Annotated in this window: 17 protein-coding genes; 9 read left to right on the top strand and 8 right to left on the bottom strand. The window is 74.6% G+C overall.

Going from position 1 to position 20,430, the window contains the following annotated elements; translation table 11 throughout:
- Positions 1-75 precede the first annotated feature (75 nt).
- The 5 genes from FHN55_RS21175 (at position 76) to FHN55_RS21155 (ending at position 6,218) form a co-directional block, all read left to right on the top strand.
- Positions 76-771 carry a DUF2291 family protein gene (locus tag FHN55_RS21175; RefSeq protein WP_139714396.1) on the top strand — a complete coding sequence of 232 codons (696 nt, stop codon included), beginning with the start codon at positions 76-78 and terminating at the stop codon, positions 769-771.
- A complete protein-coding gene (locus tag FHN55_RS21170; RefSeq protein ID WP_139714395.1) occupies positions 768-2,312 on the top strand; it encodes a sugar ABC transporter ATP-binding protein in 1,545 nt (514 codons plus the stop codon). The genes FHN55_RS21175 and FHN55_RS21170 overlap by 4 nt, the downstream gene beginning before the upstream one ends.
- 70 nt (positions 2,313-2,382) lie before the next feature.
- Entirely contained in the window at positions 2,383-3,525 is a 1,143-nt protein-coding gene (locus FHN55_RS21165) for an ABC transporter permease (RefSeq protein WP_139714394.1), read from the top strand.
- Positions 3,526-3,622: 97 nt separating this feature from the next.
- On the top strand, positions 3,623-4,633 hold the full coding sequence (locus tag FHN55_RS21160; RefSeq protein WP_139714393.1) for a D-ribose ABC transporter substrate-binding protein: 1,011 nt from the start codon (positions 3,623-3,625) through the stop codon (positions 4,631-4,633).
- A 94-nt stretch (positions 4,634-4,727) separates the two neighbouring features.
- The gene (locus FHN55_RS21155) at positions 4,728-6,218 is read left to right on the top strand and encodes an FGGY-family carbohydrate kinase (RefSeq protein ID WP_257571181.1); all 1,491 of its coding nucleotides are present in this window, start codon (positions 4,728-4,730) and stop codon (positions 6,216-6,218) included.
- 64 nt (positions 6,219-6,282) lie between these two features.
- On the opposite strand, the gene glpK is transcribed toward FHN55_RS21155, so the two are convergent.
- From glpK to FHN55_RS21140, 3 genes are all read right to left on the bottom strand, one after another.
- Positions 6,283-7,800 carry a glycerol kinase GlpK gene (gene glpK, locus FHN55_RS21150; RefSeq protein WP_139714392.1) on the bottom strand — a complete coding sequence of 506 codons (1,518 nt, stop codon included), beginning with the start codon at positions 7,798-7,800 and terminating at the stop codon, positions 6,283-6,285.
- A gap of 64 nt (positions 7,801-7,864) precedes the next feature.
- Positions 7,865-8,599 (bottom strand): MIP/aquaporin family protein, encoded by a 735-nt coding sequence (locus tag FHN55_RS21145; protein ID WP_139714391.1) that lies wholly within the window; start codon positions 8,597-8,599, stop codon positions 7,865-7,867.
- A gap of 120 nt (positions 8,600-8,719) precedes the next feature.
- Complete coding sequence (locus FHN55_RS21140) at positions 8,720-10,513, bottom strand: glycerol-3-phosphate dehydrogenase/oxidase (RefSeq protein WP_139714390.1); 1,794 nt, start codon at positions 10,511-10,513, stop codon at positions 8,720-8,722.
- 157 nt (positions 10,514-10,670) lie between these two features.
- Between FHN55_RS21140 and FHN55_RS21135 the strand changes: the two genes are divergently transcribed.
- Entirely contained in the window at positions 10,671-11,636 is a 966-nt protein-coding gene (locus FHN55_RS21135; RefSeq protein ID WP_218974901.1) for a sugar-binding transcriptional regulator, read from the top strand.
- 122 nt (positions 11,637-11,758) lie between these two features.
- The gene (locus tag FHN55_RS21130) at positions 11,759-13,474 is read left to right on the top strand and encodes a glycerol-3-phosphate dehydrogenase/oxidase (protein ID WP_139714389.1); all 1,716 of its coding nucleotides are present in this window, start codon (positions 11,759-11,761) and stop codon (positions 13,472-13,474) included.
- Here the strand turns inward: FHN55_RS21130 and FHN55_RS22970 are convergent.
- Positions 13,464-13,616 carry a hypothetical protein gene (locus FHN55_RS22970; RefSeq protein ID WP_180357996.1) on the bottom strand — a complete coding sequence of 51 codons (153 nt, stop codon included), beginning with the start codon at positions 13,614-13,616 and terminating at the stop codon, positions 13,464-13,466. The genes FHN55_RS21130 and FHN55_RS22970 overlap by 11 nt on opposite strands.
- Between FHN55_RS22970 and FHN55_RS21125 the strand changes: the two genes are divergently transcribed.
- Positions 13,603-14,922 carry an RbtT/DalT/CsbX family MFS transporter gene (locus FHN55_RS21125; protein ID WP_139714388.1) on the top strand — a complete coding sequence of 440 codons (1,320 nt, stop codon included), beginning with the start codon at positions 13,603-13,605 and terminating at the stop codon, positions 14,920-14,922. The genes FHN55_RS22970 and FHN55_RS21125 overlap by 14 nt on opposite strands.
- A gap of 45 nt (positions 14,923-14,967) precedes the next feature.
- Here the strand turns inward: FHN55_RS21125 and FHN55_RS21120 are convergent, their stop codons facing one another.
- From FHN55_RS21120 to FHN55_RS21105, 4 genes are all read right to left on the bottom strand, one after another.
- Positions 14,968-16,119, bottom strand: a complete 1,152-nt coding sequence (locus FHN55_RS21120; protein WP_139714387.1) for a GuaB3 family IMP dehydrogenase-related protein — start codon at positions 16,117-16,119, stop codon at positions 14,968-14,970.
- 38 nt (positions 16,120-16,157) lie between these two features.
- On the bottom strand, positions 16,158-17,669 hold the full coding sequence (gene guaB, locus FHN55_RS21115) for an IMP dehydrogenase (protein ID WP_139714386.1): 1,512 nt from the start codon (positions 17,667-17,669) through the stop codon (positions 16,158-16,160).
- 266 nt (positions 17,670-17,935) lie between these two features.
- A complete protein-coding gene (locus FHN55_RS21110) occupies positions 17,936-18,541 on the bottom strand; it encodes a response regulator (RefSeq protein ID WP_139714385.1) in 606 nt (201 codons plus the stop codon).
- Positions 18,542-18,631: 90 nt separating this feature from the next.
- Positions 18,632-19,675, bottom strand: coding sequence for a MerR family transcriptional regulator (locus FHN55_RS21105; protein WP_218974900.1), 1,044 nt, complete (start codon positions 19,673-19,675; stop codon positions 18,632-18,634).
- Between the two features lie 329 nt (positions 19,676-20,004).
- Between FHN55_RS21105 and FHN55_RS21100 the strand changes: the two genes are divergently transcribed.
- Positions 20,005-20,337 (top strand): WhiB family transcriptional regulator, encoded by a 333-nt coding sequence (locus FHN55_RS21100; protein WP_139714383.1) that lies wholly within the window; start codon positions 20,005-20,007, stop codon positions 20,335-20,337.
- The last annotated feature ends 93 nt before the right edge of the window (positions 20,338-20,430 follow it).

Raw genomic sequence — 20,430 nt, 5'->3', positions numbered from 1 at the left:
GGAGCGCCCCCGCCTGCCCGGGCGGGCCCCGCCCTGCCCACGCCCCCACCCACCCGCACCCGAGGAGGCCGAGCCATGAGCACCGCCACACCCCCGGCGACGCAGCCGGCCCAGCCCCGCGCAGCCCGAGGCGGTCCGTCGTCCCGGGGCCGCCGCGGCCGCCTGGTCGCGGGCCTCGTCGTGCTCGCGGTGGTCCTCGCCGCCGCCCTGAGCACCAAGGTGGTCGCCAACGACTCCGAGGTGCTCGTCGGTCCCGCCGCCTTCGACGCCGCCGCCTACGGCCAGGAGGAGTTCCCGGAGGTGCAGGCCTTCGTGCAGGAGAAGGCCGTGGACGCCGCCGAGCTCGCCACCGCCCTGCAGGCCGACCCCGGCGCCGCCACCCAGTACGGCGTCGCGAGCAGCAGCGGCATCGGCGCGGTCGTCCCGGTGGAGTTCACCGGCACGGTCGGCGCCCCCGACCAGACCGGCCTGCCGGTGGTCACGGTGCCCGGCGTCCCCGAGGGGTACCTGGTCCACGTCCAGCTCGGCCCGGCCATCAACGGCACGGACCTGCGCGACGTCACCGGCGAGGTCTCGCTCAACGACTTCGAGAACCAGATCCAGTACCAGGACGCCGGGGCGGCGCTCAACGACCAGCTCAAGGAGCAGGTGCTCGCCCCCCTGGCGGGCCAGGACCTCACCGGGCGCTCCATCACGGTCACCGGCGTGGTCACCCTCATCAACCCGCAGAGCTGGAACGTCACGCCCGCCACGCTCGAGGTCGCGCAGTGAGCGGCGCCGGGGCCTCCCGCGGTCCCGCCGCGGACGAGGTGGTGCTGTCGGCGCGCGACGTCGTCAAGACCTACGGCGCCACCCGGGCCCTCAAGGGCGTCGCCTTCGACGTCCACCGCGGGCGCGTCACCACGCTGTTCGGCGAGAACGGCGCCGGCAAGTCGACCCTCATGAAGATCCTCTCCGGGGTCACCCAGCCGACGTCGGGGCAGATCGTCCTGGACGGCGAGCCCGTCGAGATCACCAGCACCGTGGACGCCCGCGACCGCGGCATCTCGATCATCCACCAGGAGCTCAGCCTCGCGCCGAACCTCAGCGTGCGGGACAACCTCTTCATGGGGCGCGAGCTGCGCGGCCCGGCGGGCGTCGACTTCGCCGAGGAGACCCGCCAGGCCCGCGCGGTGATGGAGGAGCTGGGGCAGGCCATCGACCCCGCCACCCCGGTCGCCGACCTGCGGGTCGGGCAGCAGCAGCTGGTGGAGATCGCGCGGGCCCTGCTCGTCGACTCGCGCATCCTCATCATGGACGAGCCGACCTCGGCGCTGTCCGCCTCGGAGGTCGAGGTCCTCTTCGGCGTCGTGCGCGACCTGACCTCGCGGGGCGTGTCGATCGTCTACATCTCCCACCACCTCGAGGAGGCCCTCGAGATCACGGACTACGCCGTGGTCCTGCGCGACGGCGCGATCACGGCAGCGGCGCACCGCTCGCAGATCGACCTGGAGTGGGTCGTGCGGCAGATGGTGGGCGACTCCTACGACCTCGGCACGCCCCCCACCGGCTACGAGCTGAGCACCCCGGCCCTGGAGGTGCACGAGGTCAGCGTCGCCGACGTCGAGAACCCGGACCGCTCGGTGGTCGACCGCCTCAGCCTCACCGTGAGGGCCGGCGAGGTGGTCTGCCTGTACGGCCTCATGGGCGCCGGGCGCACCGAGCTGCTCGAGGCGCTGGCCGGACGGGTCCCCACCTCCGGCGGACGGGTCCTGCTCAAGGGCGAGGACGTCGCAGGGCTGAGCATCGCCCAGCGCATCGAGCGCGGCATGGGCCTCGTCCCCGAGGACCGCCAGCGCGACGGGCTCGTGCAGACGATGACCGTCGGGCAGAACCTCTCGCTGGCCTCGCTGCGCTCCTTCGTGCGCGGCGCCGTCGTCTCCCGCCGCGGCGAGCGCGCGGTGGTGGAGGAGGGCATCCGCAGCGTCCGCGTCAAGACCGCCGGCGGCAGCGCCCCGATCGGTTCCCTGTCGGGGGGCAACCAGCAGAAGGTCGTCATCGGCAAGGTGCTCGCCACCCGCCCGGACGTCATCCTGCTGGACGAGCCCAGCCGCGGCATCGACATCGGCGCCAAGGGCGAGGTGTTCCGCCTGCTGGCCGAGAAGGCGCGCGAGGGCCTCGCGGTCGTCTACTCCACGTCCGAGCTCAACGAGTGCTTCGCCATCGCCCACCGGATCGTCGTGCTCTCCCGTGGGCGCATCGCCGCCGAGTTCGGACCTGACGTCCGCAAGGACCAGATCATGGCCGCCTCCGGCGAGGCGACCACCCACTGAGCGCGGCACCGGGCGCCGCCCGCTCCGCACCGCTGTCCGCGCCGCCCCTCGCCGTCGAGGAAGGACCCCCATGACCTCGTCCACCGCCACAGCCCCGGCTCCCGCCCCCGCGCCCGCCCCGGCGAGGCGGCGCACCGACATCGGTGCGCTGCTGCTCGAGGGCCGCGCCTTCCTGGCCCTCGTCGCGATCTTCGTGATCTTCTCCGCGCTCGCGCCGAACGCCTACCCCACGGTCTCCAACGTCCTCGTCATGGCCTCGCACGTCGCCATCTACGCGCTCCTCGCGATGGGCATGCTCCTCGTCATCCTCAACGGGGGCATCGACCTGTCCGTCGGGTCGACGCTGGGGATGGCCGGCATGGTCGCCGGCTTCCTCATGAAGGGGGTCGACCTGTCACCCTTCGGCGCCGCCGTCACGCTCTTCCCACCGGTGTGGGTGGTGGCGCTCGTCGCCATCGGCGTCGGCGCCCTCATCGGGCTGGTCAACGGCGTGCTCGTGGCGCGGTTCAACGTGGCGCCGTTCGTGGCGACGCTCGGGACGCTCTACGCCGTGCGCGGCCTCGCCAGCCTCATGACGAACGGGCTCACGTACAACTCCTTCGGGGGCGACGAGGCCCTGGGCAACACCGGCTTCGCGTGGCTCGGCTTCAACCGCATCGCGACGGTCCCGATCGGGGTCCTGGTCATGGTGGCCGTGGCCGTGGCGCTGTCCGGCGTCCTGAACCGCTCCGTCTTCGGCCGCTGGCTGTACGCGTCCGGGGGCAACGAGCGCGCCGCCGAGCTGTCCGGGGTGCCGGTCAAGCGCGTGAAGATCTGGGTCTACGTGGTCTCCGGCGTGACCGCCGCGATCGCCGGGCTCATCCTCACCTCGCAGCTGACCTCCGCCGGGCCCACCGCGGGGACCACCTACGAGCTCACCGCCATCGCCGCCGTCGTCATCGGCGGCGCCGCCCTCTCCGGTGGGCGGGGCACCGTCCGCGGCACCCTGCTCGGCGCCTTCGTCATCGGCTTCCTGTCCGACGGCCTGGTCATCGTCGGGGTCTCCGTCTACTGGCAGACCGTCTTCACCGGCGCCGTCATCGTCGCCGCGGTGCTCCTCAACTCGGTCCAGTACCGCGGCGGGCGGCGCCCCGCCGCTGCCGGCGGGTCCGGCCGCGCGGGGCAGGCACCCCCGCCGACGTCCCCGACCTCCGGGACCGCTGCGAGGGCCTGACGGCCGCTCCGACCGCTCCACCCGCTCCACCGGTCACGCCCCAGCCCACCCCGCCACAGCGCCGTCGGTGACGCCGGCGCCCCTCGGAAGGAACACCATGAAGCGCAGGTCCTTGCTCGCCATCGCCGGCGGCAGCGTGCTCACCCTCGCCCTCAGCGCCTGCGGGGGCGGCAGCAGCGACCCCGCCGCGTCCGCGGGCGCCGGCTCCTCCTCCGAGGGCGGGTCGACGGCCGGCGGCCTCATCACGATCATCGTCAACGACCCCTCCAACCCGTACTGGGCAGCAGAGGGGGACTCCGCCAAGGCCGCCGCCGAGGAGCTCGGCTACAAGGCCACGGTTGCGGCGCACCGCGGTGACACGAACACCGAGAGCCAGCTCGTCGACACCGCGATCTCGAACGGCTCCGTCGCCCTGCTGCTCGACCCGGCCAACGCCGACGGCTCCGTCGGGGCCGTCCAGAAGGCCGACGCCGCCGGCATCCCCGTCTTCCTCATCAACGCCGAGATCAACAAGACCGGCATCGCCAAGGCCCAGCTGGTGTCCAACAACGCCCAGGGCGCCGCGCTGGGCGCCCAGCAGTGGGCGCAGCTGGTGGGCCAGGACGGGCAGTACGCGGAGCTGCTGGGGGCCCCGAGCGACAACAACGCCGCCACGCGCTCCAACGGCTACCAGACGGTCCTGTCGCAGTACCCGGGCCTGAAGGAGGTCGCGGAGCAGGTCGCGAACTGGGACCGCACCGAGGGCCACGACAAGATGCAGGCGATGCTGCAGGCGAACCCCGGCATCAACGCCGTGATCTCCGGCAACGACGAGATGGCGCTCGGCGCGATCGCCGCGCTGCAGGAGTCGGGCCAGATCGGCCAGATGAAGGCCATCGGCGGCTTCGACGGATCGCCCGACGCGGTCGACGCCATCAAGGCCGGGACGCTGTCCTACACCGTGCTCCAGCCGGTCGTGACCTTCTCCCAGGAGGCGGTCAAGCAGGCGGACTCCTTCCTCAAGACCGGCGAGACCGGCGTGAGCGAGGAGAAGCAGGCCTTCGACTGCGTCCTCATCACCAAGGACAACGTCGACCAGTACACGGCGCCCTTCACGATGTCCCAATGACGTCCGCCTGACGACCGCAGGGCCGGCGGTTCCTCCCTGGTGGGGAGCCGCCGGCCCTGCGGCACCCCGGTGTGCACGATGTACCGTCCCGGACGTGGACGAGGTGGTGCTGGGCATCGACCTCGGCACCTCCTCGTCGAAGGCGGTGCTCACCACGCCCGACGGGGTCGTCGTGGCCCGCGCCCGGCGCGACCACCGCATCAGCCTGCCCCGTCCCGGGTGGGCCGAGGTGGACGCCGAGGCGGTCTGGTGGAGCGAGGTGGTCTCGCTGTGCCGCGAGCTCCTGGGTCCTGGGCGGGCGGTCCCGGCCAGCCGGGTCGCCGCCCTGGCCGTCAGTGGGGTGGGACCCTGCCTGCTCCTCGTCGACGGCGGGGGCAGGCCCGTGCGGCCCGCCGTGCTGTACGGCATCGACACCCGAGCCAGCACCCAGATCACGGCGCTGACGGAGCGCTACGGCGCGCAGGCCCTGCTCGACCGCTGCGGGAAGGCGCTGAGCAGCCAGGCGGTGGGGCCGAAGATCGCGTGGGTGCGCGAGGAGGAGCCGGAGGCGTACGCCGCCTCCGCCCGCTGGCACGGCTCGAGCAGCTGGGTGGTCGAGCAGCTCACCGGGGAGCACGTCCAGGACCACCCCACGGCCAGCCAGTGCGACCCGCTGTACGACCTGCCCGCCCGCACCTGGGCACGCGACTGGGCCGAGGACCTCGCGCCCGGCCTGCCGCTGCCACGCCTGGCGTGGCCGGCCGAGGTGGTGGGCGCCGTGAGCCCGGCGGCGGCTGCGTCCACCGGCCTGGCACCCGGGACGCCCGTCGTGGCGGGCACCGTCGACGCGTGGGCCGAGGCCCACAGCGCCGGGGTCCGCGCGCCCGGGGACGCCATGCTGATGTACGGCTCGACGGCCTTCGTGGTCCAGGTGCTCGACCGCCTGCTCACCGGCCCCGACGTCTGGGCCACCAGCGGCACCGACCCCGGCCGCTACACCCTGTCCGGGGGGACGGCCACCGCCGGCTCGCTCACCGAGTGGGTGCGCACCCTCACGGGCGGGGCTCCCTGGTCCGAGCTGCTGGCCGAGGCCGGTGCGGTGCCCGCCGGTGCTGAGGGACTGCTCGTGCTCCCCCACTTCGCCGGGGAGCGCACCCCGCTGTACGACCCGAGCGCTCGAGGCGTCATCGCCGGCCTGACGCTGCGGCACGGGCGAGGGCACCTCGTGCGCGCCGCCTACGAGGGCACGGCGCTGGCCGTCGGGCAGGTCCTCGCCGCCGTCGACGCCGTCGCAGGGCCCCCCGAGCGCCTCGTGGCGGTGGGCGGAGGCACCCTCAGCCCCCTGTGGCTGCAGGTGGTCAGCGACGTCACGGGTCGGGTCCAGCACGTGCCGCGCCAGACGGTCGGCGCGTGCTACGGCGACGCCCTGCTGGCGGCCACCGGAGCGGGGCTCGTCCCGGCGGGCACCGACTGGGCGCTCCCGGAGCGGGTCGTGGTCCCCGACGCTGCTCGCCACGAGCAGTACCGCGAGCTGGCGCGCACCTACGCCGAGCTGCAGGCGGCGAGCCGGAGCGCGGTGCACCGGCTCGCCGCGAGCACGTCCTGACCGCGGCCTGACAGCGCCGGCCCGACAGCGCCGGCCAGACACCGCCGGCAGGCGGGTCCGGGTCTCAGTCGTCGTCGTCGTCCACCCAGTCCAGGGTGCGCTGCACGGCCTTGCCCCACTTGCGGTAGTACCGGTCGGCCTGGGCGCGGTCCATGGCCGGCTCCCACCTCTTGTCCTCCGCCCACTGGGCGGTCAGCTCGTCCTCGTCGGCCCAGAAGCCGACGGCCAGCCCCGCCGCGTAGGCCGCGCCCAGCGCCGTCGTCTCCGCGATCTGCGGGCGCACCACCGGCACGCCCAGCACGTCGGCCTGGAACTGCATGAGCAGCTCGTTGGCGATCATGCCGCCGTCCACGCGCAGCTCGGTGAGGTCGACGCCGGAGTCGGCGTTCATCGCCTCCAGCACCTCGCGGGTCTGGTACGCCGTCGCCTCGAGCACCGCGCGCGCCAGGTGACCGCGGTTCACGTAGCGGGTCAGGCCGACGATGGCGCCGCGGGCGTCCGAGCGCCAGTGCGGGGCGAACAGGCCCGAGAACGCCGGCACGAAGTAGGCGCCGCCGTTGTCGTCGACCGACTTCGCCACCGCCTCGATCTCCCCTGCGCCGCCGATCATGCGCAGGTTGTCGCGCACCCACTGCACCAGCGAGCCGGTGACCGCGATGGAGCCCTCCAGCGCGTAGACGGGCTTGCGGTCCCCGATCTGGTAGCAGAGCGTGGTGAGCAGGCCGTTCTTGCTCGGCACGGCCTCCTCGCCGGTGTTGAGGAGCATGAAGTTGCCCGTGCCGTAGGTGTTCTTGGCCATGCCCTTGGTGAAGCAGACCTGCCCGAAGGTCGCGGCCTGCTGGTCGCCGAGGGACCCGGCGATCGGCACCCCGGCCAGCAGGCCCTGGGCGCGGGCCTTGCCGTAGACCTCGGAGTTGGACACGATCCGCGGCAGCATCGAGGTGGGGATCCCCATCTCGGCGGCGATGTCCTCGTCCCAGCTCAGCGACCGGTAGTCCATGAGCATGGTGCGCGAGGCGTTGGAGACGTCGGTGATGTGCAGGCCGCCGTCGGTGCCGCCGGTCATGTTCCAGATCAGCCAGGTCTCGACGGTGCCCATCAGCAGGTCACCCGCCTCGGCCTTCGAGCGGGCGCCGTCGACGTTGTCGAGGATCCACTTCACCTTGGGCCCGGCGAAGTAGGTGGCCAGCGGCAGGCCGACCCTGTCCTTGTAGCGCTCCGCGCCTCCGCCCAGCTCCCCCAGCTCGCGGGCGATCCTGTCGGTGCGCGTGTCCTGCCAGACGATGGCGTTGTAGACCGGCCTGCCGGTGGTGCGGTCCCACACCACCGCGGTCTCGCGCTGGTTGGTGATGCCGACGGCGGCGATGTCGCCGGAGCTGACGTTCCCCTTGCCCAGGGCCTGGCCGACCACCTCGCGGGTGTTGCTCCAGATCTCCTCGGGGTCGTGCTCGACCCAGCCGGCCCGGGGGAAGATCTGCTGGTGCTCCTTCTGGCCGACGGCCACGACCTTCCCGTCGTGGTCGAAGAGCATGCAGCGGGTGCTCGTGGTGCCCTGGTCGATGGCGGCGATGACACTGGCCACGTCGGTTCCTCCTGTGCGTCGTTGCAGCGTGCGTGAGGTCTAGCAGGTGGGACGGCGGAGGGCCTCAGAAGACCCGGGAGACCAGGCCCGCGAGGACCCCGCCGACGACCGGGCCCACCACCGGGACCCAGGCGTAGCCCCAGTCGCCGCCGCCCTTGTGCCGGATCGGCAGGACGGCGTGGGCCAGGCGCGGGCCGAGGTCGCGGGCGGGGTTGACGGCGTACCCGGTGGGGCCGCCGAGGGAGGCGCCGATCGCCACCACGAGCAGCGCCACGTTGAGCGGGCCGACCTGCGTGGGCGTGTTGCCGAACTGCAGGATGACGTAGACGAGGGCGAAGGTGGCGATGACCTCGGTGACGAGGTTCCAGCCGTAGCTGCGGATCTCCGGTCCGGTGGAGAAGGTGCCGAGGACCGTGGCGCCGTCCTCCTCCGCGTCGTAGTGCTTGCGGTAGGCGGCCCAGGCGAGGACGGCGCCGATGAAGGCACCGACCATCTCGGCCACGAGGTACACCGCGGTGCTGGCGGCGGTCACCGCCACCGGGTTCGCCTCGGTGCTGTAGTTGTCGGTGCCGGAGGCGAGCAGCCCCAGCGTCACGGCGGGGTTGAGGTGAGCGCCGGAGCGCCAGGCGACGAAGACGCCGACGAAGACCGCCAGTCCCCAGCCGAAGCTGATGAGCAGCCAGTCGGCGCCGCGCCCCTTGGTGCGCGCCAGCAGGACGTTCGCGACGACGCCGACGCCGAACAGCACGAGCAGCGCGGTGCCGAACACCTCGGAGAAGAAGACGTTGGTGAGTGACACGGTCGGACCTCTCTGTCCCGGTCGGCCCCGCGCCGCGCGCGCGGCGCGGGGCTCCCTCTGGTGGTGCCCTCCTCGGTGGACGGCTGGTGGGGGCGGGTGCTCGCAGGCACCCTCCTGCGGTCAGGCGGGATCGGCCACCGGAAGCGGCCTGATCTCCGGAGCGCGCAGCCGGGCGCGCTCCGCGGAGGCGTCGTCGGGCTCCACCTCGGCGGCCCGCTCGGCGGCGACCCGCTCGAGGTAGGTGGACACCTCCTGCTCCACCTGCTCGGCGCTCCAGCCCAGCGGGCCCGCCACGAGCTCGGCGGCCGCGCGCGCCGACGCGGTGCCGCGGTCGGCCTGCTCGTAGGACAGGCGCGTGCGGCGGGTGAGCACGTCCTCCAGGTGCAGCGCGCCCTCGTGGGTGGCGGCGTAGACCACCTCGGCGCGCAGGTGGTGCGGGGCGCCCTCCAGCGGCTCGCCGAGGGAGGGGTCGGCGTCGACGAGGGCGAGCACCTCGTCCACCAGCGCGCCGTAGCGGTGCAGCAGGTGGACGACGCGCTCCTCGCTCCAGCCGCGGGCCGCGGCGAGGCGGTGGCGCTGGTTCCAGCGCACGGCGTAGCCGTCCGCACCCGCCAGCGGCAGCTGGTCGGTCAGCGAGGCGGGGACCTCGCCGGCCGGGTCGCCCGGGGCGCGGTCGGCCAGGGCGACGTCGACGACGTCGCGGGCCATCACCCGGTACGTCGTGTACTTGCCGCCGGCGATGACCGTCAGGCCGGGGCGCACGGTGGCGGTGGTGTGCTCGCGGGAGACCCTGGTCGTGGCCGAGCCGTCGGAGGAGACGGGCTGGATGAGCGGGCGCAGCCCGGTCCAGACGCCGAGGACGTCGTCGCGGGTCAGCGGCCGCCGCAGCACGGCGTTGGCCTGCTCCAGCAGGTAGTCGACGTCCGCGGCGCTGGCCACCGGGTGGTCCTTGGCGAGGTCCCACGGGGTGTCCGTCGTCCCGATGACCCAGTGGGTGGTCCACGGGATGATGAAGAGCACGCTCTTCTCGGTCTTGAGGATGAAGCCGTCCTCCCCGGCCACGGCGTCCCTCGGGACGACGACGTGCACGCCCTTGGAGGCGCGCACCTGCAGGCCCTGCGCGCGGAACAGCTCCTGGGTCTGCTCGGTCCACACCCCGGTGGCGCCGATGACGTGCCGCGCGCGGACCCGGAGCTCGCGGCCGGTCTCCAGGTCGACGGCGGTCACCCCCGCGACCCGGCCGCCCTCCTCGAGGTACCCGGTGACGGTGACGCGGCTGGCCGCGGCCACCCCGTGGCCGACCGCGGTCCGCACGAGCACCTCCACGAAGCGGGCGTCGTCGACCTTGGCGTCGAAGTAGCGGATCGCACCCACCGCGGCGTCGGGGCGCAGGGAGGGCGCCACGCGCGCCAGGGCCCGGTGCGACAGGTGGCGGTGCAGCGGCACGCCGCGGCCCCCGACGCGGCCGAAGACCCCCGCGAGCGCGTCGTAGAGGGCGATGCCGGCCCCCACGTAGGCCCGCTCCCACACGCGGTGCTGCAGCGGGTAGAGGAAGGGCACGGGGTGCACGAGGTGCGGGGCGAGCCGCCCGACGAGCAGCCCGCGCTCCTGCAGCGCTTCGTGCACCAGCGCGAAGTCGAGCATCTCGAGGTAGCGCAGCCCACCGTGCACGAGCTTGCTGGCGCGGCTGGAGGTGCCCGAGGCCCAGTCCCGCTGCTCCAGCAGCCCGACCGACAGGCCGCGGCTGGCGGCGTCGAGGGCGGCGCCGGCGCCGGTGACCCCGCCCCCGACGACGAGGACGTCGAGGGTCCCGGCGGCCAGGCGCTCGAGGGCGCGGTCGCGGGCGGCCGGCGACAGCGCGGTGCTGCCGGTGGCGGCCGCAGCCGCGGCCGTGGCGGTGGTGGAGGACGTCATCGCGGGACCTCTCCGTCGGGTGGCCGTCGGCCTCGAGCGGCCGGGCGGTGCGGCCACGACCATCGCGCGCAGCGCCGAGGTGCGGCAATCTGGTGCACGGACGTGCACGCCGCGACCACCGCCTCCGCGCGGGCACCGAGAGGACGGGAGCCGCCCCGTGGCTGATGACGAGCGCCTGGAGCGCGTCGCCCGGAAGTACCACCTGAGCAGGATGACCATGGAGTCCATCGCCTCCGAGGAGGGGGTGTCCCGCTCCACCGTCTCCCGCATGCTGGATGCGGCGCGCGCGGCCGGCATCGTGTCCGTCCAGGTGGTCCCGGTGCACGGACGTGCACAGGCGGTGGAGCAGGAGCTGGCCCAGCGGCACGGCGTCTCGGCGCGCGTGGTGCCGCTCCCGGAGGGGGTCGGGGCTGTCGAGCGCCTGCACCACGTGGCGCGCGTGACGGGGCGCGTCCTCGACCAGGCGGTCGGCGCCGGGATGATCGTCGGGGTGGCGTGGGGCACCACGACCAGCGCCGTCAGCGAGCACCTCCTCGCCCACCCCCTCCGCGACGTCCAGGTGGTGCAGCTCAACGGCGCCATGAACACCCTGAGCACCGGCGTCGGCTACGGGAGCGACGTCCTGGGACGCTTCGCGGCCGCCTGGGACGCCCAGGTCCACCACTTCCCGGTGCCCGCCTTCTTCGACCACGTGGAGACGCGCCGGGCCATGTGGCGCGAGCGCAGCGTGCAGCGGGTGCTCCGCCTGCAGCACGCCGCCGACGTCGCCCTCTTCGGCATCGGCGCCTTCGGGGGCGCCGTGCCCAGCCGCGTCTGGGCGGAGGGCTACCTCACCGGGCCCGACCGCGCAGCCCTGTCCGCCACCGCGGTGGGCGACGTGTGCACGGTCTTCCTGCGCTCCGACGGGTCCTGGGAGGGGCTGCCCCTCAACGACCGCTGCTCGGGGCCCGTCCCCCCGGTGCTGCGGCGCGTGCCGCGGCGCATCTGCGCCGTCGCCGACGAGGCCAAGGTCCCCGGGCTCCTCGCCGCGCTCGCCGCCGGGCTCGTCACCGACCTCGTCGTGGACGAGCGGACCGCGCGCGAGCTGCTCTCGGCGCGCCCGGTCCCCCGGCGCACGGCCTGAGGAGGCGGCGGCCTCCCGGCGGTCTGCGCCCACCGGGAGGCCGACCTACGCTGAGCGCCAGCGGGGCGGCTGGCCACCCGGCGCCGCCCCCACGGTTCCGACCGCGCGAAGGAGCGATCGTCATGACGGCTGCGACGCAGATGAGCACGCTGGGCCCGGAGTACCGCGAGCGCGCGTGGGAGGACCTGGGCGGGGCGCCGTTCGACGTGCTGGTGATCGGTGGCGGCGTCACGGGCGCCGGTGTCGCCCTCGACGCGGCGACCCGCGGTCTGCGCACCGCGGTGGTCGAGCAGCGCGACTGGGCCTCGGGAACCTCCTCGCGCTCGTCGAAGCTGTTCCACGGCGGCCTGCGGTACCTGGAGCAGCTGAACTTCTCCCTCGTGCGGGAGGCCCTGAAGGAGCGGGAGCTGATGCTCACGCGCATCTGCCCGCACCTGGTGAAGCCGGTCTCGTTCCTCTACCCGCTCAACCACCGGATCTGGGAGCGGCCGTACATGGCGGCCGGCCTGACCATGTACGACACCATGGGCGGAGCCCGCTCGGTGCCCGGCTTCAAGAGCCTGACCCGGCGCGGCGCGCTGCGCCTGGCCCCCGGGCTGAAGCCCGACGCCTTCGTCGGGGCGATGCGCTACTACGACGCCCAGGCCGACGACGCCCGCCACACCCTCGCCGTCGTCCGCACCGCCGCGCACTACGGCGCCGTGGTCCGCAACAGCACCGAGGTCGTGTCCCTCCTGCACGAGGGGGACCGGATCGTCGGGGCCACCGTGCGCGACGTGGAGACGGGCGCGACCACCGACGTGCGCGCCACCGTGGTCATCAACTGCACCGGCGTGTGGACCGACGACATGCAGCACCTCGCCGGTGGCCGCGGCCGCTTCCGGGTGCGCGCCTCCAAGGGCGTGCACATCGTCGTCCCCCGGGACAGGTTCGCCTCCGAGACGGGTCTGATCCTGCGCACCGAGAAGTCGGTGCTCTTCTTCATCCCCTGGGGCACCCGGTGGATCATCGGGACGACGGACACCGACTGGTCGCTCGACAGGGCCCACCCCGCGGCGACCCGGGCCGACATCGACTACATCCTCGAGCACGCCAACACGGTGCTGCGCACCCCGCTGACCAGGGACGACGTCCGCGGCGTGTACGCGGGGCTGCGGCCCCTGCTCGCGGGTGAGTCCGAGGGCACCAGCTCCCTGTCGCGCGAGCACGCGGTGGCGCGCCCGCAGCCCGGCCTGGTCTCGATCGCCGGGGGCAAGTACACGACGTACCGCGTCATGGCCGCCGACGCGGTCAACACCGCCAAGGCCGACCTCGGCTCGCAGGTGCCGCCGTCCGTCACCGAGCACGTGCCGCTGCTGGGCGCCGATGGCTACCACGCGCTGGTCAACCAGGTGCCCTCCCTCGCGCAGCGCTACCGGGTGCCCGAGCACCGGGTGCTGCACCTGCTCAACCGCTACGGCTCCGAGGCCCTGGACCTGCTGGAGCTGGGCCGCGAGACGCCCGACCTCCTGGAGCCGCTGGAGGGGGCGGAGGACTACCTGCGCGTGGAGGTCGTGCACGCCGCCACGCACGAGGGCGCGCTGCACCTGGACGACCTCCTGGCCCGGCGGACCCGGATGTCCATCGAGTACGGCCACCGCGGCGTCGGGTCCGCGCAGGCCGTGGCGGACCTCGTGGCCCCGGTGCTGGGGTGGGACGCCGCGCGGGTCGCCGAGGAGGTCCGCAGCTACAGCGAGCGCGTCGCTGCGGAGCGCGCCAGCCAGGAGCTCCCCGACGACGAGGCCGCCGACGCCGCCCGCCGCGAGGCTCCCGACTCCCGGCCCCTGCTCAACGCCTGAGGCCGCGCACCGCGGCGCCGGGGCGGCGGCCCACCGGGTCGCCGCCGCTCCTGCGCCGTGCGACGGTGGTCAGCGCGCGGAGCAGCCGGCGCCGCGCCTCGACGGCGAGCGGCGAGGGGGCCACGGCGATGGCAGGCAGCACCCGGACGACGGCGGACGGACCGCAGGCACCGCCCCTGGGCGACCCGCGCGAGACCCGTCTGGACCGGCTCGGCATCCCCCACGTCCTGCGGTGGGGCTTCCTGGCGGTCATCGTCTTCATGACGGGCAACGCGGTGGAGACCAACTTCGTCGCACCGCACCTGGAGCAGGCGCTGGGCTCCCGGGGCGCCGCCGCTGCGACCATCATCTCGGCGTACGGCCTGGCCGTGCTCGTCGGCTCCTACCTCGCGGGCGCGCTCTCGGACCTGCTCGGGCCGCACCGCGTGATGACCCTGGGCTTCGGCGTCTGGGTGGTCTTCGAGGTGCTGTTCCTGCTGTCGCTGGAGACCGGGAACGTGCCCGCCATCGCCGCCACGTACTTCGTGCGCGGGTTCGGGTACCCGCTCTTCGCCTTCGCCTTCCTCGTCTGGATCAACGCGGTGGCACCGCGCGAGCGGGCCGGCACCGCCGTCGGCTGGTTCTACGTGATGTTCACCGGCGGCCTGCCCACCCTCGGGGCGCTGGTGGCCATCGCGGCCATCCCGGCGTTCGGCGGTGGCTACGGCGGTGAGACGGGCGCGATGTGGCTGTCCATCGTCCTCGTGGTGGCCGGGTACGCCCTGACCTTCCTCGTGCGCGAGCCCCACGGCCGCCGGCGGCTCGTGCCCGCCTCGGAGAGCACCGGCTCGGTGCTGGGCAGCGGTGTGAAGCTCGCGGCCCAGGAGCCGAAGGTGCTCGTCGGGTTCCTGGTGCGCATCATCAACACCGCACCGCAGTACGGCATGTTCGTGATCCTGCCGGGCGTCATCGGCGGCACGCTGGGCTGGTCGCAGTCGCAGTGGCTGCTCATGAGCAGCGTCGTCTACGCCTCGAACATCGCCTTCAACGCCGTCTTCGGCGCCATCGGCGACCGCTGGGGCTGGGTCCGGACCGTCCGGTGGTTCGGTGTGCTCGGGTCCGCGGTCGGCCTGCTGCTGTGGTGGTACGTGCCGCACGCCGTGGAGCCGGGCTCCGACGGGGGCTACGCGCTGTCGGTGCTGGCGGGCGTGGTGTTCGGCGTGATGCTCGCCGGGTTCGTGCCGCTGGGGGCGATCCTGCCGCAGCTCACCGAGCGCAAGGGCGCGGCCATGGCCGTCTACACGACGGCCGCTGGCGGCGCGGCGTTCCTCGGTGCCGCCGTCGTCGCACTGGTGAGGCCCTGGGGCGGAGACGCCGGCACCGTGTGGGCCTTCGTGGTGCTCTACGGCATCGCGTTCGTCCTGTGCCACTGGCTGCGGGTGGACCAGCCGAAGGACGCCCGCCACTGAGCCCCGGACGGCCGGCCGGCCCGAGCGGGCGGCCGGCCGGACCGGTCAGGTCGGCTGGTACGGGCTGACGACCACCTCGACGCGCTGGAACTCCTTGAGGTCGGAGTAGCCCGTGGTGGCCATCGCCCGGCGCAGGGCGCCGAGCAGGTTGGTGGTGCCGTCGGGCGTGGTGCCCGGCCCCACGAGGATCTCCTCGAGGGAGCCGACGGTGCCGACGCGCACGCGGCGCCCGCGGGGCAGGTCGGGGTGGTGGGCCTCCGGGCCCCAGTGCCAGCCGCGCCCGGGCGCCTCGGTGGCCCGGGCCAGGGCGGCGCCGAGCATGACGGCGTCGGCGCCGCACGCCACGGCCTTGACGACGTCGCCGGAGCGCCCCATGCCGCCGTCGGCGATGACGTGCACGTACCGGCCACCGGACTCGTCGAGGTAGTCGCGGCGGGCGGCGGCGACGTCGGCGATGGCCGTGGCCATGGGGGCGTGGACGCCGAGGGCGCCGCGCGTGGTGTGCGCGGCTCCCCCGCCGAAGCCCACGAGGACGCCCGCCGCGCCAGTGCGCATGAGGTGCAGCGCCGCCGTGTAGGTGGAGGCGCCGCCGACGACGACGGGCACCTCGAGCTCGTAGATGAACTGCTTGAGGTTCAGCGGCGGGACGTCGGCCTCGGTGGACCCCACGTGCTCGGCGGAGACCGTGGTGCCGCGGATGACGAAGAGGTCCACCCCGGCGTCCACGACGGTCTTCCACAGCTGCGCGGTGCGCTGCGGCGAGAGCGCGCCCGCCACGACGACCCCCGCGTCGCGGACCTGCTTGAGGCGCTGCGCCACGAGGTCGGGGTCGATCGGCGCGCTGTAGATCTCCTGCATGCGCCGCGTCAGGGACCTGCTGTCGGCCGTCCCCTCGTCGCTGAGCGAGGCGACCTCGGCCAGCAGCGGGCGGGGGTCCTCGTAGCGGGTCCACAGGCCCTCGAGGTCGAGCACGCCCAGGCCGCCGAGGCGGCCGATCGCGATCGCGGTCTCCGGGCTGACCACGGAGTCCATGGGGGCCGAGATCACGGGCATGTCGAAGTGGTAGGCGTCGATCTGCCAGGAGACGCTGACCAGCTCCGGGTCCCGGGTGCGCCGGCTGGGGACGACGGCGACGTCGTCCAGCGTGTAGGCGCGCCGGCCGCGCTTGCCGCGCCCGATCTCGATCTCGTAGGCCATGGGTGCTCCTCGCTGGTCAGCGGGTGGTGGCCGGTCGCTCAGCGGCCGGTGTAGTTGGGCGCCTCGAGCACCATCTGGACGTCGTGCGGGTGGCTCTCCTTGAGCCCCGCGGAGGTGATCTGCACGAACCGGCCGCGCTCCTTGAGCTCGGGCACCGTGGCCGCGCCGGTGTAGAACATCGACTGCCGCAGGCCGCCCACCAGCTGGTGGGCCACGGCGGCCAGGGGACCGCGGTAGGGCACCTGGCCCTCGATGCCCTCAGGCACGTACTGCTCGGCGGCGGCGACGTCGTTCTGGAAGTAGCGGTCCTTGGAGAAGCCGCGACCGCCGGTGCGCGTCTGCTGCGCGCCGAGGGAGCCCATGCCCCGGTAGGACTTGAACTGCTTGCCGTTGATGAACACCAGCTCGCCCGGGCTCTCGTCGCAGCCGGCGAGCAGGGAGCCGAGCATCACGGTGTCGGCGCCGGCGACGAGGGCCTTGGCGATGTCGCCGGAGTACTGCAGGCCGCCGTCGCCGATCACCGGGACCCCGGCGGGTCGGCAGGCCGCGGCGGCCTCGGCGATGGCCGTCACCTGGGGCACGCCCACGCCGGCGACGACGCGCGTGGTGCAGATGGAGCCGGGGCCCACGCCCACCTTGACACCGTCCACGCCGGCCTCGACCAGCGCGGCGGCCGCGGCGCGGGTGGCAACGTTGCCGCCGACCACGTCGACGTGTGCCGCCGACGGCTCCGCCTTGAGGGCGGCGACCATCTCCAGCACCGCGCGGGAGTGGCCGTGGGCCATGTCGACGACGAGCACGTCGACCCCGGCCTCGACCAGCAGCATGGCGCGCTTCCAGGCGTCGCCGAAGATCCCCATCGCGGCGGCGACGCGCAGGCGGCCGGCGTCGTCCTTGGTGGCCAGGGGGTACTGCTCGCGCTTGGTGAAGTCCTTGACGGTGATGAGGCCGCGCAGGCGACCCTCGCCGTCGACCAGGGGCAGCTTCTCGACCTTGTGCCGGGCCAGGAGCGCCATCGCGTCCTCGGGCGAGGTGCCCACGGGGGCGGTGACCAGCGGCATGCGGGTCATCACCTCGCCGGCCGTGCGCGAGCGGTCGGTCTCGAAGCGCAGGTCGCGGTTGGTGACGATGCCCACCAGGCGGGAGCCCTCGTCGACCACGGGCACCCCGGAGATGCGGTACCGGGCGCAGAGCGCGTCGACCTCGTCGAGGGTGGTCTCAGGGCGGCACACCACCGGGTCGGTGACCATGCCGGACTCGGAGCGCTTCACCAGGTCGACCTGGTTGGCCTGCTCCTCCGGGGAGAGGTTGCGGTGCAGCACGCCGAGACCGCCCTGGCGCGCCATGGCGATGACCATGCGCGACTCGGTGACGGTGTCCATGGCGGAGCTGAGGAGCGGGACCGCCACCTCGACGCGCTTGGACACGCGGGAGGCGGGGTTCGCGGCGCTCGGGATGACGTCGCTCTGCCCGGGCAGGAGCAGCACGTCGTCGAAGGTGAGGCCGAGGCCGTCGAGGGGGAGGGTGGAGGCACCGAGGAGATCGGTCACCCCCCGATCGTAGAGGCCTCCGGGGGCTGCTCCTCCCGGCGAGGGACGCGCGCGCGGCCCCCGGCCGGGCGCGAGGACCCGAGGGTCGGTCAGGAGCCGGTCGAGAGCTGCCCCGCCGGGTCGAGGGGTGGTCGAGACCCGGACCCGCGCAGCCCGCCGTCGCGCTGGGACGACCACCTCCACCGGCGCAGCACGACGACGAGGCCCGGCACCCCAGGGGCGCCGGGCCTCGTCGTCGTCCCGGCCTGGGCCGGGTCAGCTGCGGGTCAGTGGACCATCCCGAGGCGGAAGCCCTTGGCCACGGCCTGGGCGCGGTCAGCCGCGTCCAGCTTGCGGAACAGGCGGCGCGCGTGGGTCTTCACGGTGTCCTCGGACAGGAACAGCTGCTTGCCGATCTCGGCGTTGCTGCGGCCCTCCCCCATGCCGGTCAGCACCTGCAGCTCGCGCTCGGTGAGCGCAGGAGCGGCGCCGGCCTCGGTGCGGCGGGCGCCGCGGCCGCGGACGCCCGCCTCGCTCATGGCGCCGATGACGGCGGCCACCAGCTCGGAGCGGGTGGCGTCCTTCACCACGTAGCCGCGGGCGCCGGCGGCGACCGCACGGGCCACGCCCTCGACGTCCTCGGCGACGGTCAGCATGAGCACGCCGGCCCCGGGGTGTCGCGCCAGCAGGCGGCGAGCGGCCTCGACGCCGCCGATGCCCGGCATGCGGACGTCCATGAGCACGAGCGCCGGGCGCTCGACCGGCCAGCGGGCGAGCACCTCCTCGCCGGAGCTGGCGCCGATCACGCGCCCCACCCCGGCCACGCCCGCGACCGCCCGCCGCAGGTTCTCCCGCACGAGCGGGGAGTCGTCGCAGACCATGACCGTCGCCATCGCAGACACCGTCGCCACCTCCGTGTGCGCCGACCCGAGCGGTCGGCTGTCCTGGAGGTGTCATCGGCACGGATCGGGCCGACCTGAGCGCTAGGGCTCCGTGGCCTCCAGGAGCACCTCGAGCGCCCTGGGCAGCGCGGGCGCCTGCAGCGCGGGGCGCCCCGCCGGGAGCTCCGCGGGGGTCCACCCCGGCCCGGACAGCACCAGCCGGACCGGGTGCCGCAGGCGCGGCAGCGGCCCCAGCTGCGCCACCGCGTCCACCACCGGCTGCTCGGCGTGCACGAGCACGGCGGCCGGCCCGGTGCGGCGCACGGCGGCCGCCACCGCCTCGCGGGGCAGCCCGGGCGCCAGCACCCACGGGCGGACCCCGTGGGCGGCGACGGCCGCGGCCAGGACGTGCAGCGGCAGGGAGTCGACCTCGCCCTCGGCCGCGGCGAGCAGGACGACGGCGGTGGTGCGCTCCGGCGGCCGGCGCAGGGCGCGCAGGGCCTCGAGGGTGGCCGCGGTGAGCAGGACCTCGGAGTCCACGCCGGGGCCGGTCGCCTCCCAGCGGCGCGCGAGGGCGGCCCTGGCCGGCTGGACGACCTCCTCCCACGCGCGCAGCGGCCCCTTCGAGGCGCACGCCGCGAGGACCGCGGCGGCGGCGCCGGGGGCGTCGCCGGCGAGCACGGCGCGCTGCAGCGCGCCCTGCCCGGCGGGCGAGGGGCGCCGCGTGAGGGGGGTGCGGTCGGCGGGGAGCACCGCGCTCCACACGCCGAGGTCGGCGGCGAGGGCGGCGATGGCCGGCACGTCACCGGTGGTGGCCGCCTCCTCGGGCTCCTCGAGCTCGGGGAGGTCGGTCCCGTCTCCCGCCGTGGAGGCCAGCGCCATCGCGGCCTCGGTGGGGTCGGTGGCGAGGGCGGTCGCCGCGGCCGTGACGGGCGGGACGCCCTCCAGGGTCAGCCGGCGCATCACGACCAGGCGGGCGAGGTCCTCGGGGGTGTAGCGGCGGTGCGAGCCGGACTCGTGCTCGCTCGGGCCCAGGCCGTAGCGGCGGGCCCACGTCCGCAGGGTCGCGGGGGCGACGCCGAGGCGCCGTGCTGCGGCCGCGACGCCCAGCGACACGCCCGAGGGGGCGGCGTCGGGGGTGGGCACCCCGCCAGTGTGGTCGGGTGGTCCTGGCGTCGCCACCGCGCCCCCCGTGCTGCACCCGGGAGGGCGCCGCGCCTGTCGAGGGGCGGCCCGGCGGCGGTTCTCAGGCGGTTCACACGAACGGCGCAGAGGCAGGTCCTTGAACAACCCCTGGCGCGGTTGTAGTGTCGTACCCATCGAGCCCGGAACCACCGCGAGGTGGCTCTGAGCAGGGAGTACCCCACCCGCAGCGGATCCACACCCGCAGCAGGGAGGTGCACCCGCACGCTGCACCGGCTCCGCACGACCACCTGAACCACCTCGCGCACCACGCAGACCTCCCGGAGGAACCCATGGCTGAGATCTCCCGCCTCCCCGGCCCCGTCGCCGACATCTGGGAGTGGCAGCTGCAGGGCTCGTGCCGCGAGCACGACACCAACCTCTTCTTCCACCCCGAGGGCGAGCGCGGCCCCGCCCGCCGCAACCGCGACGCCGCCGCCGTGGCCATCTGCTCGGCGTGCCCGGTCGTCGAGGACTGCCGCCAGCACGCGCTCACCGTCCGCGAGCCCTACGGCGTGTGGGGCGGCCTCACCGAGGACGACCGCGAGCGCATCTACGCGGCGCAGCGCTCGCGCCGCACCCCGAACACCGTGGTCGCCGAGACCCGCATCGCCGAGGTCGGCTGACCGCACCGCGCCCCGAGCGACGGCGAGGGCCCCGGACCAGCAGGTCCGGGGCCCTCGTCGCACCCCCCCCACCTCGTACCCCCCACCTCGTAC

This window comes from Streptomyces sp. NP160, assembly GCF_006335115.1.
Classification (GTDB): Bacteria; Actinomycetota; Actinomycetes; order Actinomycetales; family Quadrisphaeraceae; genus Quadrisphaera.
The sequence above is the reverse complement of the archived record's forward strand: the minus strand, read 5'-3'. Positions and strand labels throughout refer to the sequence as shown.

What these genes read in the sequence shown, in the direction of transcription:
- FHN55_RS21160 (WP_139714393.1), top strand. Translation starts at nt 3,623, where the DNA reads ATGAAGCGCAGGTCCTTGCTCGCCATCGCCGGCGGCAGCGTGCTCACC.
- FHN55_RS21120 (WP_139714387.1), bottom strand. Translation starts at nt 16,119, where the DNA reads ATGGCCTACGAGATCGAGATCGGGCGCGGCAAGCGCGGCCGGCGCGCC.
- FHN55_RS21165 (WP_139714394.1), top strand. Translation starts at nt 2,383, where the DNA reads ATGACCTCGTCCACCGCCACAGCCCCGGCTCCCGCCCCCGCGCCCGCC.
- FHN55_RS21130 (WP_139714389.1), top strand. Translation starts at nt 11,759, where the DNA reads ATGACGGCTGCGACGCAGATGAGCACGCTGGGCCCGGAGTACCGCGAG.
- FHN55_RS21175 (WP_139714396.1), top strand. Translation starts at nt 76, where the DNA reads ATGAGCACCGCCACACCCCCGGCGACGCAGCCGGCCCAGCCCCGCGCA.
- FHN55_RS21100 (WP_139714383.1), top strand. Translation starts at nt 20,005, where the DNA reads ATGGCTGAGATCTCCCGCCTCCCCGGCCCCGTCGCCGACATCTGGGAG.
- FHN55_RS21125 (WP_139714388.1), top strand. Translation starts at nt 13,603, where the DNA reads ATGGCAGGCAGCACCCGGACGACGGCGGACGGACCGCAGGCACCGCCC.
- FHN55_RS21110 (WP_139714385.1), bottom strand. Translation starts at nt 18,541, where the DNA reads ATGGCGACGGTCATGGTCTGCGACGACTCCCCGCTCGTGCGGGAGAAC.
- FHN55_RS21140 (WP_139714390.1), bottom strand. Translation starts at nt 10,513, where the DNA reads ATGACGTCCTCCACCACCGCCACGGCCGCGGCTGCGGCCGCCACCGGC.